General features: G+C 70.6%; 9 protein-coding genes. 4 read left to right on the top strand and 5 right to left on the bottom strand.

Annotated elements, in window-relative coordinates; translation table 11 throughout:
* Window positions 1-236: 236 nt before the first annotated feature.
* Window positions 237-1,511, bottom strand: coding sequence for a lysostaphin resistance A-like protein (locus ACIQAC_RS10225; protein ID WP_402188852.1), 1,275 nt, complete (start codon window positions 1,509-1,511; stop codon window positions 237-239).
* Window positions 1,512-1,656: 145 nt separating this feature from the next.
* Here ACIQAC_RS10225 and ACIQAC_RS10230 point away from each other — a divergent pair, with 145 nt between their 5' ends.
* Complete coding sequence (locus ACIQAC_RS10230; RefSeq protein ID WP_402188854.1) at window positions 1,657-4,002, top strand: histidine kinase; 2,346 nt, start codon at window positions 1,657-1,659, stop codon at window positions 4,000-4,002.
* Window positions 4,002-4,652, top strand: a complete 651-nt coding sequence (locus tag ACIQAC_RS10235) for a response regulator (RefSeq protein WP_402189298.1) — start codon at window positions 4,002-4,004, stop codon at window positions 4,650-4,652. The genes ACIQAC_RS10230 and ACIQAC_RS10235 overlap by 1 nt, the downstream gene beginning before the upstream one ends.
* Before the next feature lie 43 nt (window positions 4,653-4,695).
* Here the strand turns inward: ACIQAC_RS10235 and ACIQAC_RS10240 are convergent, their stop codons facing one another.
* Window positions 4,696-4,884 carry a hypothetical protein gene (locus ACIQAC_RS10240; protein ID WP_402188856.1) on the bottom strand — a complete coding sequence of 63 codons (189 nt, stop codon included), beginning with the start codon at window positions 4,882-4,884 and terminating at the stop codon, window positions 4,696-4,698.
* Between the two features lie 547 nt (window positions 4,885-5,431).
* Window positions 5,432-6,232 (bottom strand): FkbM family methyltransferase, encoded by an 801-nt coding sequence (locus tag ACIQAC_RS10245; RefSeq protein WP_402188858.1) that lies wholly within the window; start codon window positions 6,230-6,232, stop codon window positions 5,432-5,434.
* Window positions 6,233-6,873: 641 nt separating this feature from the next.
* On the opposite strand from ACIQAC_RS10245, the gene ACIQAC_RS10250 reads away from it, so the two are divergent.
* A complete protein-coding gene (locus ACIQAC_RS10250) occupies window positions 6,874-9,939 on the top strand; it encodes an FG-GAP-like repeat-containing protein (protein ID WP_402188859.1) in 3,066 nt (1,021 codons plus the stop codon).
* A 96-nt stretch (window positions 9,940-10,035) separates the two neighbouring features.
* Here the strand turns inward: ACIQAC_RS10250 and cdgB are convergent, their stop codons facing one another.
* Window positions 10,036-11,565, bottom strand: coding sequence for a diguanylate cyclase CdgB (cdgB, locus tag ACIQAC_RS10255; RefSeq protein WP_402189300.1), 1,530 nt, complete (start codon window positions 11,563-11,565; stop codon window positions 10,036-10,038).
* 1,725 nt (window positions 11,566-13,290) lie between these two features.
* On the opposite strand from cdgB, the gene ACIQAC_RS10260 reads away from it, so the two are divergent.
* The gene (locus tag ACIQAC_RS10260; protein ID WP_402188860.1) at window positions 13,291-13,491 is read left to right on the top strand and encodes a hypothetical protein; all 201 of its coding nucleotides are present in this window, start codon (window positions 13,291-13,293) and stop codon (window positions 13,489-13,491) included.
* Between the two features lie 779 nt (window positions 13,492-14,270).
* On the opposite strand, the gene ACIQAC_RS10265 is transcribed toward ACIQAC_RS10260, so the two are convergent.
* Window positions 14,271-14,852, bottom strand: a complete 582-nt coding sequence (locus ACIQAC_RS10265; RefSeq protein WP_402188861.1) for a TetR/AcrR family transcriptional regulator — start codon at window positions 14,850-14,852, stop codon at window positions 14,271-14,273.
* Between the last annotated feature and the right edge of the window lie 63 nt (window positions 14,853-14,915).

Below are 14,915 nucleotides of genomic sequence, written 5' to 3' on the forward strand. Positions count from 1 at the left end.
CCTCAGGTTGTCCGGGGGCCCAACGCACCGCACGCCCTTTCGGCCTCAACCGAAAGGGCGGGGCTTATGGGGCGCTTGGGTATGAAAGAGGCGGAGGGGGTGGGGTGAGCTTGATGCCTTGGGGGCGTGCGGCGTTCGGGGGGCGGGGGCGGGGGCGTGCTGGGGGTGGGGGCGCGGCTGCGGAGTGCCGGGTGCGGGGGCGTCGTACGAACTGGCTTCGAACCGGCTCCGCTTCGTCAGCGCGAGGGGTCGTCGGGCGTACCGGGCGGGGGGTCGGAGGGAGTTGCTGCCTCCGGGAGCAGGTCAGGCGCGGCGGGGCGTTCGGCGTACGGGGCGGGGGCGACCGGGGCGACTGGGGTGGCCGGGGTGGCCGGGGAGACAGGGACAGCGGGGACGCCGGGGACCACGGGGACGACCGCGACGCCGGGCCGAGGGGCGGCGTACGCGGCGGGAACCCAGGGATACGCGGCGGGGTGGACCGGCGCGACCGCGGCCGGCGCGGGGACCGTCCGCGTCGGTGTGCGGCGACGCGCCAGCCAGAGCACGGCCACGGCGTACAGCGCGACGCCCGTCAGGTCGACGGCGACCAGCTGCCAGGGAGCGTCCGCGGCGGTCTCGTCGGTCGTGAGGCCGTCGACGACGGCGGCCGAGACGCCGAAAGCGAGGAGGTTGTTCACGGCGTGCAGCCCGATGGCCGCCTCAAGACCGCCGGTGCGTACGGTGAGCCAGCCCGCGACCATCGCGAACACCAGCAGGTCGGCGAAGCCCCACGGCGTACCCCACCCGTGCGCGGCGGCGAACAGCACGGCCTGGGGCACCAGCGCCCACCAGGGCGAGCGCAGCAAACCGCCGACCGCCTGCAACAGCCAGCCACGGAACACGTACTCCTCGGCCGCCGCCTGCAACGGCACCAGGACGACCAGCATCGCGAGAGCCGGTCCGAAGACCTCCCAGCCCGCCCACCGCGCCGGCGGCCCGTCGTCCACGGGCAGCAGGACCAGGACCACGGTGGTCACGGCGAGGACCAGAAGGGCCGCCAGTACGCACCACCCCAGCCAGCGCCACCGCAGTCCGCCCGTCACGGAAGAGACCGTGCCCGCCGGGCGCCGTCCGATCCACAGCACCGCGAGCAGGACGACGGGCAGCGCGGACGCGATCGCCAGCAGGTCCGCGGCCGTACCCGAGACCGGGCCGAACTCGACGGTCCCGTCGGGCGTCGTGGGGTAGCCCCGGACCACTCCCAGAACCTCGAAGACGCCGTAGACCACGACGGCCGCGAACACACAGCCCACCGCCAGGAAGCCGGTGCCCAGCACGGACCGCCACCATCGATGGCGGGTCGAGAAGCGGGCCATACGGTGGTAGGGGAGCTGCTCGGTCGGGAGCGCGGGCGCGGTGGACAGCGACATCGGGTCGGTCATGGGTGTCGGGTTGGCCATGGGCATCGGGTCGGTCATGGGCATCGGGTTGGCCATGGGTGTCGGGTTGCTCGTGGGCGTCGGGTTCGTCATGGGCACAACCCTCGCCGCGGGCCCGCGTCCCCAACATCGCCCGCGGGCACGAACGGTGTCTCTGTCGGAGGGTAGAGAGCCACCTCTCCCCTCCTCCCTGAGGCCGGTGTCACGCCGCGGCACCCCGCCCTACGCTCGTGCCGAGATGGAGACGATACGCAACTGGCTGCTCCCCGCACTGCTCGCGGCCGCCCAGCTCGCCGCGCTGTGGTCCGGCGCCGGCCTGGCGACCGAGGAGTCGCCCGGGACCGCCGTACTGCTCGCCGTCCTGGGCGCGGTGGCCGTCCAGACGGCGGCGCTGGGCCGCCGACGTCAGGCGCCTGTCCAGGCCCTGGCCGGCTCCCTCGGCACGCTCGCGGTGGGCCAACTCGTATGGCCCGACGGCAGCTTGTGGCTGGGCGCGCCGATCGCGCTGTACTCGGTGGCGGTACGCCGCCCCGCGCCCGTGGCCGTACGCGCGGTCGCCGCCGCCGTGGTCGTCGAGACGCTCCTGTCGCTCGTCCGGTCCGGGATACGGCCCTCCCTCGCCCTGGACTGCGCACTCGCCGCGCTGGTGTACGCCACCAGCGCGGGGCTCGGCGGGGCCCGACGGCACTGGCTCGAAGGCCGCTCGCTTGCCGCCCGGCGACTGGCCGGCGCGGAGGAGACCCGGCAGCGGGCGGGCGACGCCGAGCGGCGGCGGCTGGCCCGCGAACTGCACGACGTGAGCGCCCATCACCTCACCTCCGTCGTCATCACCGCCGACGCGGCGCGAAGACTCGGCGACAAACGGCCCGAACTGACCGCCGAGGCGCTGTCGTTCGCCGAGCGCACCGGCACCGAGACCCTGACGGCGCTGCAACGGCTTGTTGGTCTGCTGCGGGACACCGGTCGTCCGGATCCACGTCCGATGACCGGACGTATCGAGGAACTCGTCGCCGGATTCGGCCGGTTGGGCCGCCCCATCGACACCGTGCTCCCCGGCGACCTGGCCGGTCCCGCGGCCGAGGCGGTCCACGGGATCGTCCGCGAGGCGCTGACGAACGTGGTGCGGCACGCTCCGGGTTCGGCGGCGCGTGTCAGCGTCCTGCGGGGGGAGGGGGTCCTGGAACTCTGCGTCAGCAACGGTCCGCCGCGCGGCACGGCAGCGCACTCAGCACACGGCCTGGGCTCGGGACGCGGTGTCGCGGGGATGCGGGAGCGGGCCGCGGCCGTGGGCGGTGAACTGACGGCCGGCCCCGCGCCGGACGGCGGCTGGCAGGTATGGGCCACCCTCCCCGACGTCACCGGGCCGAGGGTTCCGCCCGGGGGCGCGGGCCGCCGCGACGTACTGCGCGGCCGACGACTCGCCGACCCGGCCCTGGTGTTCACGGCGACACTCCTCCCCCTGGTGTTCATCCTGATCACCGTGGAGGAATGGACAGGCGAGAGACTGCGCGCCGCGGCACCCGCCCTACTACTCGTCGCCGTCCTGCTGACCACTCACGCACTGCCGCTGCTGTGGCGCCGACGCGCCCCGTGGCCGGCGTTCGCGGCCGTGCTGGCCACGTCATGGCTGTGGCCGGCGGCGGTCGCCGGGGCCGTGCTGCCGTCGCGGATGTCGGCGTTCTTCACCGGAGGAGCGGTCGTGGAGCTGCTGGCGGTGTACGCGATGGCGGTCTACGGCCGCGGAGCCGCCCACACCTGGCCCGCGTGGTGCGCGGCGGCGCTCTCGCTCGCCGGGTCCGTGGTAGTGACGGCGGCGGCGGACGGCGATTTGCTGGGCGAGACCGCGAAGTTGCCCGCCGCCGCGATGCTGATGTCCGTTGCGCTGAGTGTGGTGCTCGCCGTGGTGTTCGCGGCCGTGTGGGGCGCGGGGCTCGCCGTACGACACCGACGTAGACGGATCCTGGCCCGCGACGACTTCGTACTGGCCGACACGCTGTGGCACGCGGAACGGGCCGCGGACGCCGAACGGCGCCTGCTGGCAGCCCGGTTGCGCGAGGCAGTCCTGCACCCCACCGCCGTACTCGTCGAACAGGCCCGGCGAGGACGGCTGGAGGACGTGGCCACCGGCGCCCGCGCGGCCCTCACCGCCATGCGTGAACTGCTCCACGGCCTGAGCAGCCCGGACCTCGCTCCGGCGCCCACCGCGGCGGACCTCGACACGCTGTGCCGGACGGCACGCGCGGCCGGTCGGGACGTGACACTGCGGGGCCTGCCGGAGGCCGCGCGGGATCTGCCGCCGTCCGTGACCGTGTCGGCGTACCGGATCGTCGAGGCGGCGCTCGGCGCGGGCGACCGGGGGCCGGCGCGGGTCACCCTGCGCCGGCGGCGGGACACCCTGCGCGTCACGGTGACGGGCGTACCCCTGGCCGCGACCGGTCCCGTCGCCGAACGCCTGAAGGTGCAGGTGGGGACGGGAGCCGGACGTATCACACTCGAACAGACCGGTACCGTACGGGCATCGCTGTCCACCCGGCCGGGTCCGCCGGTGCCCGTCCAGGAGGTGTCGCCATCGCCGTCCGCGTGATGGTCGTCGACGACCAGGCGGTGGTCCGTGCCGGATTCGCCGCCATCGTGGACGCCGAACCCGACCTGACGGTCGTCGCCGAGGCCGCCGACGGCGCGTCGGCGGTGTCGCTCGCCGAGGCCGCCGCACCCGACCTCGTCCTGATGGACATCCGCATGCCCGGCATGGACGGCCTCACCGCGACCCGTCTCATCACCGCGCAGCGGCCGCGCCCGCGCGTCCTCGTCCTGACCACCTTCGATCTCGACGCCTACGTCTACGAGGCCCTGCGCGCCGGAGCCTCCGGCTTCCTCCTCAAGGACGCCCTCCCCGAGGACCTGCTGTCCGCGATCCGCGTCGTCGCCACGGGAGAGGCCATCCTGGCCCCGACCGTGACCCGCCGCCTCATCAGCACCTTCGCCCAGCACACCCCACAACCCCTGCCCCCGACGGGCCCGTTGTCCGCCCTCACCCCACGCGAACACGAGGTCCTGCTCCACATCGCCTCGGGCCTGACCAACGCCGAGATCGCCGCGACCCTCGGAGTAACCACCGGCACGGTAAAAACCCACGTGAACGCCCTGCTCACCAAACTGGGCCTACGCGACCGAGTACAAGCGACGATCCTCGCTTACGAAAGCGGATTGATCAGACCGGGAGGCACACCGTGACCCCGAGGCCGCACGCACTGCCTACACGTCGGCGCGCCGCCACCTACCGCTTCAGTGCCCTGTAACGCTTCATCAGCGCGGTGATCCGGGCGGGATCCGCCTGCCCGTTGAGCTCGGCCACGAGATCGTCGGGACACAACTCGTAGTGATCCCCCCACCACCGACGCCCACGGTTGTCCCAGACCCGGTAACCCCCCGGCACACCGCGGGCCACATAACGCCTCTTACTCACGGTCCCCCTGTCCCCACAACGTTTCGTCCTGCTTCCACCAGCAAGCTCGGCGTCGCACCCGGAATCCTGCGGACTCCTGCGGTCAACTGCGGCTGCCGCGAGGCGAGTAGGGGATCACCCTTGCAGGTCCCATTCGTCGAGGCGGATCCTCACCTGGCGGTTGCGGTCGGCGTGCCAGATCACCTCGCCGGTGACGGTGGCGCCTATGGCCGGCAGCTCCATGTGGTGAGGCATGGCGGAGATCTCGGCTAGACCGACGGCATTCGGCGCACCATCGATTAGAAGGAAGACGCCGAACGGCTGCCGACCGATCACGCGTCCGCTGATGTGAGATCCAAGGGGCAATGAGGAGACGGTTGTCGGCCAGCTGCGTTCTACGACATCCGGGGCCGGCGATTGGGAGGGGTCTGGCCAACTGAACTCGGGCATTGGTCAATCATGGCCAGGGCGTCGGGCGTTGTCGACGCAGATACGTGCGGTGCCGTTCGCGTGGGTCCAATCGACCCGACCGCCCAATACCTCCCGGAGCGGCGGGAGTTGAGTATGGTCAGGACCTGACCGCGAACACCATGCCGATGTCGCCGGCCCGCTGCACGGAGTCCTGCTCGGCGCTGACGGTGAACCCGTGTGTGCGGAGCACCTCGCAGACCGTGTCGCGGTTCCGCTGCCAGCCCTCCACCTCGACGACGGCCTGGCGGACGATGGGCCAGTGCCGTTCCTCGATGCCTCTGAGTACGTCGAGTTCGGCGCCCTCCACGTCGACCTTGAGCAGGTCGATACGGTCGATGCCCTGCTCGTCGAGCACCGACGACAGGGGCCTGACCTTCACCCGATGTGTCTCAAGCTCCCGCAGCACCCGCAGCTTGCGGCCGATGAGGAGGGTGAGGACGGACGCGGGTACGCGGCGCAGGACCGGTCCCAGACCACCCTGGCGGATCATCTCGACCACGCTGGCGGTGACCCGGCGCCGCTCGTCCTCGATGTTCCCCTGGTCCCGCGAGGAGGACGAGAAGATCGTGGCGGCCGGAACGTAACTGAAGTCGAGCTCCTCCTCACGGGACGCCAGACCGTAGGGCAGCGCGGTCAGACGTCCGTCGAAGAACTCACGGGCATTGCGTTCGAGTGTCGCGTGGAGCGGCGGCATCGGCTCGAAGGCGTAGATCCGCACGTCCCCGTCCAGCCGCTCATACACGGCGGCCGAGAACACCCCGATGTTGGCCCCCACGTCGAGCACCGTCGCACCCGGCGTGCACTCGATCCCGTGAGTGAAGTAGCCGTCCACCTCCTCGCGGAGGAAGGACGCCTCCCAGCGATTGATGCTGTGCAGCTCGATCGCGTTCATGGCCATGACAAGATGATGTATCAGGGCCGCACCCAACAAACCAGCCCGCGCTCTTCATTTCAGCCGCGTCCCGGCGTGCGAAGGTCGGACCGGAACGGCGTCAGGACACAACTCGCGTACGCGGGCCCCGCCGGCGGCACCGCGGAGGCAGCGAGCGCTATTCCGGCGACCGCGGCAACGGAGCCACGCGCAAAGGCACGACGAGCCACCTGTTTCCCCTCCCCCACGGAGGGCCCCACCCCCCCCGAAATCCCCAAACAAGCGTGCGAATAATTAGCATCGGGCTGGGCCGGACGACGCGGCGGACAGCCTCACGGAAGACCCTGACGGACCGACGCTGCGCACGGCGGCCGAGCCACTCCGCATCGGACTGGACAACACAAGACCTCGGCGGATGCTGAGACCCGAGGGGCGGCAGCAGGACCTGTGGCCTCTGTGAACGCTCCGCCGTCCGAGCCGCGATCCGGAACGCGTTGTCCGTGGCCGCTCGTGGCAGCGCTCCGCTCGCTCGTGGTCGCCCTTGTCGCCGGGATCCTGAAGACCAGTACCGGAGGCAGAAGGATCTTTCCCGACCGCAACCTTGTCGCCCGCCGGCGAGTCTTGATCGTGCAAGTGACCCCAGCTTTCCACTCCCGTGGAGGACCCAAGTGGGCAGACGTGCCCTCATCCATGGCGGTTTGGCCGTCACCACCTCGCTGACCCTGGCCATGAGCCTCGGCCCGCTGACAACCGAGGTCCACGCGGCCCGCGCCACCGAGGTGGTCATCCCGGCGCAGACATCCCTGCTGCCGCGGACCGCCCTGTTCAACGCCGGACCTTCAGGGTTCCTGCGCTACGAGCCCGGCCGTGGCCATGTGTGGACCACCTACACGGGCGACGACACGGTGGTGGACGCCTCGGCCGACGAGGTCTGGGGCATGCCGGAGTTCGGCGCCGGCTCGGACGTGGTCGCCCGCTACGACGACGGCGCGCGCACCGTGACGCTGCGGGACATGGGGGCCGGGGGCGCGGTCACCTCGATCGCGCTCCCCCAGGGCCACAGCTACCAGGGAACGCTCGGGCGGACCGTCGTCACGACCGCCTGGACGGCCGACCGGCTGACCTGGCACCTGCTCGACCTCCAGGACGACGGCACCGTGGGCGACCGCGCGGTGTCGGGCGTCCCGGCCGATGTCTCCTCGGTGAGCACCGGCAACTCGCCCGTGGCCGACGCACACGGCACGGTGGTGCAGTACTGGACGGGCAGCACGACCCACAGCGGCTGGATAGACGCCGACAAGGGCACGTTCGTCGAGCTGCCGTACAACCCGACCCTCACCACGACCGGGCGGGTGGTCCTCACCCCCACCCACCTGGTGTCCTGGGACGGGACCAACACCGTCTCCGTGTACTCCCGTGCCGACCTGACCAAAGCCGTCCGTACCGTGCCGCTGGAGAACGACAACGCGACCCACCTGCTGGGCATGGTCGGCGACCAACTCCTGGTCTCCCGCCACGACTCCTCACTGGGCGCCAAGGACGGCAGCCTGCCCGTGTGGCGGGTCGACGCGCTCGCCCCCGACGGCTCGACGGCCAAGACCGTGCTGGCCCGGTCGGAGAGCCTCGCCCTCGCCGTCCCCACCCCCGACGGCGGGCTCCTCGTGCCCGGCGGCGGCACCGACACCGCCGACTTCGGGGTGAACCTGGTCCGCGCGGGCACCGACGGCACCCCCGTCGCCGAGAAGGTCGCCGCCTCCGTGCTGGACCCGGTGGCCGACCCGACAACTCAACTCACCCTGGACAACGGCCGGTTGACGGTGGTGGAACAGGACCGCGAGACCGGCCGTACCTCCATGTACAGGCGGACGATCGGCAGTACCGGTGATGCCCTCACGGCCGGCCCCCGCACCTCCCAGGGCCTCGTCACCGCCTCCGCACCCAACCTCGTGGGCACCGGGGACGGCCGTACGGTCGTCTGGAACCCGTACCTCTCGGGCGACGACCGCGTCCCCCGGGTCGTCCAGCCGACGGGCACCCTGCCCGGCACGGCGATCGACCCCGGGCACAGCTATGTGCGGGTGTGGGACGCCAAGGGTCGGCACGTCGCGATGGCCACCGAGTACACGGCGGCGACCGGTTCGCAGACGAAGGTGGTCGACCTCGACACCGGCTCCACGGTGCTCACCTCGGCGACGCACGGCAAGGCGCTGTGGGGCACCACCCTGTGGGTGGCGGACGGCAACGACAGTGCCGCACCGGTCGACGTCCGCACCGGCAAGCGCGGCGAATCGGTGTGGTTCGGCCGGAATTGCCTGCTGGAGGACCTCCAGGCCGTGGGGCGCCTGCTGCTGTGGTCGTGCGTCGGCTCGGGCGAGAGCCAGGGCGTCTACGACACCGTCACCCAGACCAAGACCACCCTCACGCAGGGCGCTTGGGACACCGCCAAGCTCGGCGACGGCTTCGTCGTCACCAGCACCGGCGGCGAGCTGAAGGTGACCGACGTCCGCGGCGCCACGCCCGTGACGCACTCGGTGGCCACCCTCTCGGGCGGGAACCCCTGGGACGTCGACCCGTACACCGGCCTGATCGCATATGTCGACGCGAAGGCGAACACCCACCTGGTGCCCAGCGGCGTCCCTGTCTCGGCGCTCACCCAGCTCGACGCCTCCGTCGCGGCTTCGGCCGACATCAAGAGCGCGGCCTGGAACCCGCGTTGGTGGCTGTCGAAGCAGGTCGCGTCCTGGACGCTCACCCTCAAGAACAAGGCGACGGGTACGACCGTCCGCACCCTCTCCGGCGGTACGGCACAAGGCGCGCTCCAGACCTCCTGGAACGGCAAGGACACGGTCGGCAAGCTCGTCGCCAACGGCGCCTACACCTGGACGCTCACCGCCACCCCGGCCGACGGCCAAGGCGCGGCCCTCACCAGGACCGGCACGCTCAAGGTCACCGGCGCGACCCCGGTCCGACGGGACTTCGCCACGGCGGACGGCTTCGGCGAGGTGCTCACCCTCAACGGCTCGGGCGGACTGACGTACCAGTACGGCACTGGCACCGGGACCCTGACCGCCAAGAAGACGGGCTCCGGCTGGCCGACGAGCGCCAGGTTCGTGCCGTACGGCGACCTCAACGGCGACCGGTGCAACGACGTCCTCGTGCGCTACAGCAGCGGCGCGCTGCGCGCCTACCGGCCCGCGTGCGGGGCGGCGGTGACCCCCTCGACGGCGTACACCACGCTTGGCACCAGCGGCTGGACGCAGTACGACGTGCTGACCTCTCCCGGGGACGTCAGCGGTGACGGCCGCGCGGACCTGGTCGTCCGGCAGGCCTCCACCGGGGACGTCTACCTGTACAAGGCGACAAGCGCGGGCAAGCTGTCGGCGCGGACGAAGATCGCCTCCAAGTGGACGGGCTACAAGAAGATCGTGGGTACCGGCGACCTCAACGGCGACGGCCACGGCGACCTGCTGGCGCAGGACAAGTCGAACGAGCTGTGGCGCTACGACGGCACCGCGACGGGCAAGTTCAAGAGCCGGGTGAAGGTGTTCAACGACTGGGGGGCCTCGTACAACGTCATCGTCGGCGCGGGTGACATCACCGGCGACGGCCGGGCCGACCTCGTCGCCCGTGACACCTCCGGCGCCCTCTACCGCCACAACGGAAACGGCAAGGGCTCCTTCGGGAGCCGCACGAGACTCGCCACCGGATGGCAGAACTTCAAGGGCGTGTTCTGACCCACGTCACACGCCCCCTTTCCCCTGAGCACGGGAAAGGGGGCACACACCCGTGAGGGGTTCCCGCCGTGCACACCGGTCCGCGCGAACCCGCGATCACGACGCGAGCGCGCGTGCAGCCCGCAGGATGTCGCCAGGGGCCGTCCCGCATTGCGCCCATGTGATGCCGACGCCCGCATGCATGTGAACGGTTTCGTCGCCCAACGGCATCGGCAGATGGATCCGGGACTGCATCAATGCCGCCGCGCTCTGCGCGTCGGCGGGCCCGAGTTCGGGGGCGAGGACCACGAACTCGTCTCCGCCGTACCGGGCGACCGTGTCGCCGTCACGTACGGCCTCGGTGAGCCGCCGGGCGACTTCGACGAGGACACTGTCCCCCCTGTCGCGCCCGAAATGGGTGTTGAGGGCCTTGAAGTCGCGAAGAGACAAGAAGATCACTGCCAGGCCGCGGCTGTTGCCGCTTCTCGGTGCCCAGAGATGGGGGTGGTGGGTCGAGGCATGGTGGGCGGGAGCGAGGTAGGTGTTGTTGGTACCCGACGCGGCGACTTCGGACGCATGCCGCCTGAGTTCGCAGAGCTGCGCTTCGATACGTGCGTGCAGCTCGGCGGAGTTCGGCAGACCGGTGAGGGCGTCGTACGAGGCACGGTGGGCGAGCGCGATCTCACGGCGCTTGCGCTTCTCGATGTCCTCGACGTGAGTGAGCAGAAAGCGGGGTCCGTCGACGGCGTCAGCGACCACACTGTTGCGCATCGAGACCCACAGATAGGTTCCGTCGCGGCGCCCGAGGCGCAGTTCCGCGTGCCCGCCTTCGGCACCGGTGTTGAGCAGGGTGCCCATGTCTTCGGGGTGGACGAGGTCGGAGAAGGCGTAGCGGCGCATGGTGCCGGCCGGGCGGCCCAGCATGCGGCACAGCGCGTCGTTCGTGCGGAGGATACGGCCGTGACTGTCGCCGCCCATCTCCGAGATGGCCATACCGGAGGGGGCGTACTCGAAGGCTTGCCGGAAGCTCTCCTCGCTGGCACGCAAGGTCTGTTGCTCCCGCTCCAGCCGGACCAGCGCGCGCTGCATGTTCGAACGTAGCCGTGCGTTGCTGATCGCGATGGCGGCCTGGAAGGCGTACTCCTCCAAATTCCGGCGCTCGTCCGGCCTGGGGCGACGGCGGGTGAGGGGCCAGTCCACTGAGATGACCCCGAGCAGCTCATTGTGGGACGCCCCCGAGGCACTCCGTTTGTACATGGGTGCGAAGAGCCGGTCGGAGGGGTGCCACTCGTCCTCGAAGCGGGGGGCGGGGCCGTCCGTGTGGAACTGCGGTACGTCGTCATCGTCGAGGACCTGGCCCTCGGTGTGGGGGATGAACCGCAGATCGCCCCAGACCTCCCCCATGTTCAGGCGGCGCTCCCACGAGTCCCGGGAGCCGACGCGGCCGGTGATGAGTGCCTCGGCCTCCGCGCCGCCCGCGAGGGCGGCGACGACGAGGTCGCCGTCCGGCCGAACGAGGTTGACGCACGCCAATTGGTAGCCGAGACCGGTCACGACTCCGTCGACAACCGTTTGCAGGGTGTCCGCGAGGCTGCCGGCGAGATGTAGGTCCTGGACCGCGGCCTGGAGATTTTGACTCTTGTCTATGGCGAGCGCGCTGCGGATGGCGAACTCGGCGGCGACCGATAGATCGGCCTCCTGAAAGGCTTGCCCGGAGGAGTGGCGTCGAAGAACCGCTGTGCCGATGATCCGCCTGCGGCCATGCAGAGGGACGAGGAGGATGTGGTGCCCGTCGGCGGCGTACCCCTGACCGAGGAGTTCCGGCAGCGCGGCGCTACCCACCGGCGAGTCGCTGGTGATCGGCAGTGCCCCGTTCAGTACTTCGAAGAGCGCGCTGCCGGCGCGTACCTCGCACAACGCTGCGCCTCCACCGGCGTGAAGCGGGTGGACCTGTTGCAGCCGCAGCACGAGTGGACCCACGAGTTCTTCGTCGCCCACCGGGATCGGGTCTCGCAGATGGACCACGACCGCATCGGCGATGGCGGGGACGAGGCCCCTGCACAGCCGCGTCACGATGTCCGCCGGATCCGATCCCCCAGTGATCCGGCCGACCGCGTCGGAAATGTCGCCTTGGCGGTCGGTGACCGGAGGCCGTGGGGACTCCAGCGCGGGCAAGGTTGCTTCCTGGCTGGTCGGAGGGTTGTTCGGGGTTGTGCCGGACAACCCGAGGGCTTGTTCTCCCAGGTTCTGCCGAGCGCGTCCGGGCTCTGATGTCTCGGCTTCCGCCGCAGAAGCCGAGGATGACCAGTAGCCCAGGTCGTCGGCGGCCTGCTGAACGGCCTCGTGACCTTTGTCGAGTACGTCGCGCGCCCTCTCCAGCGCACGGTCGACATCGTTGAGTTCGGCATCGTCGGGGCTGAGCGCGCGCAGATCGGGCTCGGTGAGCAGCGGCCCCGGCTCCCGCGCACCGGAGTGCCCACTCTCTCCCGTACGGAGTCGCAACTCGGCCAGCTCGGACTCAAGTTCGTGGATTCGCCGTGCCGCATGGTCGGCGACCTGCTGGGCGATCCCCCGCTCCCGCTCCGCACGAACCAGCTGTTCACGCAGTTCCGTCTCCTGTAGTTGCGCTCGAGACAGGAGTTCCACCACTCCCTGACCACCGGGGAGTTCGGCGGTCACCGACTCCAGTGAGTCGAGCCGACGCTTCAGTTCTGCGACTTTCGCCTGCGCCTGACCAAGCATGATGAACAGGAATGTGGCAATCGACAGGGCCTGTTGCCGCCCGTGCTCTCCGGCCTCGTAAGCCTGCCGGGCACGCTGCATCTCCTGGAGGACCTCGATAGTGCGGTCCTTGGCCTCCAGCAACTCTCGGGCGGGCACCAGGTCACGTGCCTCCGTGATCGCTGTGGGGTTCGTGTCTGCCCGGTCCCACAGTGTTCTGGCCTCGTCGAGGCGTTGCCGGGACGCATCGGCCTGTTCGTGGGGGAAACACACGTCGGCCACGGCCTCGACAAGATCCCACTCCAGCGACTCTCCGGACAGCTGGTCACGCAACCGACGTAACTCGGGCACCGATCCGGTGACGAAGTGCTCGCGGGTGAGCCGTGCGTGCAACTCGCCTACGGACACCCTCGATTCGTCGAGCCACGACCGCACCGCCGCGACCAGCTGGTTGATCTCGACGCACGAGCCACGGGCTGGTCCCCACGGCCGCCCCGCCCGCTTCCTCTCGCCCGCCACGCCGCCCCCACGGTTTGTTCGCCGGACAACCCTTTGTTGTCACCGGAGAAACATCCAACCGTCCCACCTGCGGCCCCGCTCGGGGATCGTCATAACTCGTCATCGAGACCACACGACCCAGGCGGTGCACTCATGCAACACACCTTCCCGGCGTTTATGCTCCTCGCGCTGGCGGTGGCCGTCCTCTTCTCGGTTGTCGTTGCGGCGATCGCCTTCGCCCTCGCCCGCTGGGAGGGGGCCAAGGTACCGACGGCCTTCTCTCGCTGCGGCATCGCGTTCGCGGCGAGCCTCACGCTGTGCCTGGCCGTCTTCGCGGCGCTGAACCGGACGTAGCGGAGGGAGGAGGCATCGCACGTTCACCCTCCGCGAGCAACCTCGGGGTGGGCGAACGGCTTCCGTGGCTGGATCCGGCTTCGCCACCGTCCCCCCCGACGCACATGGCCGAGGCCTGCTGCTGATCGGTGGGCAACACCGACTCGGGTGCCGGCCGATTCCACGGGACGCTCGCCTCGTTCACCGTCGCCGACGCCTGGTCGCCCTGAGATCACCACGCCATTGATCCAAACGATCAGTGTTTCGGCGCATACGGCGAAAGACGCGGGCTATGACCTGGGCCTTCTCCGCGGAGTGGTCGACGGGAGTCGAACCCGCACTCTCAGCTTGGGACGCGGCAGCCAAGGGGGCGGTCGGCGCTCGTGCCGCTGGATTCCCGCTGCCTACCGGGTAGGTTGTGAGCCTCGTTGCAATTGCAGATGTCGCATGAGGCCCCTGGCTCCGGTGCTCGGCAACGGTAACCAAGTCGTATGGCGCGGCGCCTCGTGGAAGTCACCGAACGCGGTGTCGGTCACCGGGAACACGAGCATTGAGTCGGCAGAGTGGGACGTTGATGCGGTGCAACGCACCGGGCGAGGGGCCGTGTTGGAGAGGCTGACGGCAGCCGGGGAGGCACCTTCCCTGCTCGGGACGGCTCGACAAGATGCGCCTGACGGTCGCACGCTTCTTCCGTCGGGCCACGTCGGGCCACGCCGGATCAACAGAGATATCCCTGAGCCGGGGTCAGGTGTACTGATCGGCGGCATGGCGAGAGACCGTGAGCGTCCGTCGCCCACCCCCTACGTCGGCCAGCGCTCCAGCGCCATGTCCGCGATGTCCTGGAGTTCGTCCCGGCCGAGGCCGCCGGCGGCCTGGACGGCGATGCCGAAGATCACCGTCATGACATACCGGGCGAGCTGTCGAGGGTCGGCGTCGCCCGGAAGATCGCCCTCGTCGACGGCCCGCCGGAAGCGCTCCTCCAGGCGTAGACCCGAATCGTTCCGCCACTCGGCCAGCATGTCGTGCGCGGGCCGGCTCGCATCACTCGACGCCAGTGCGCCCTGCACGGTCAGGCAGCCCGCCGGCCCTTCGGGGCGCGTGGTGGTCCGGACCGCTCCGCGGAGCATCGCCTCGGCCACACCGCGCGCGGTCGGCTCCTCCAGCGCGCGTGTGCCGTAGACGGCGGGTCCCTCGGTGTAGCGCTCCAGGGCTCTGCGGAACAGCTCCTGTTTGTTGCCGAAGGCCGCGTACAGGCTCGGCTTCGTGATGCCCATGGCCTTGGTGAGGTCGGTGAGGCTGACCCCGTCGTATCCCCGTTCCCAGAACACCTGCATGGCGCGCTCGAGCGCCTCGTCGATGTCGAACTCTCGAGGCCGCCCCATGACGGCGCTCCGCGGACCAGCCATAGGTGCAGCGTACTCCCGGCTCCCCGGCTCCCCTGCTCC

The organism is Streptomyces sp. NPDC088387, from assembly GCF_044753385.1.
GTDB lineage: Bacteria > Actinomycetota > Actinomycetes > Streptomycetales > Streptomycetaceae > Streptomyces.

Coding starts and splice junctions, on each gene's coding strand:
- ACIQAC_RS10225 (WP_402188852.1), bottom strand. CDS start 1,511: ATGACGAACCCGACGCCCACGAGCAACCCGACACCCATGGCCAACCCG.
- ACIQAC_RS10235 (WP_402189298.1), top strand. CDS start 4,002: ATGGTCGTCGACGACCAGGCGGTGGTCCGTGCCGGATTCGCCGCCATC.
- ACIQAC_RS10245 (WP_402188858.1), bottom strand. CDS start 6,232: ATGGCCATGAACGCGATCGAGCTGCACAGCATCAATCGCTGGGAGGCG.
- ACIQAC_RS10230 (WP_402188854.1), top strand. CDS start 1,657: ATGGAGACGATACGCAACTGGCTGCTCCCCGCACTGCTCGCGGCCGCC.
- ACIQAC_RS10265 (WP_402188861.1), bottom strand. CDS start 14,852: ATGGGGCGGCCTCGAGAGTTCGACATCGACGAGGCGCTCGAGCGCGCC.
- ACIQAC_RS10260 (WP_402188860.1), top strand. CDS start 13,291: ATGCAACACACCTTCCCGGCGTTTATGCTCCTCGCGCTGGCGGTGGCC.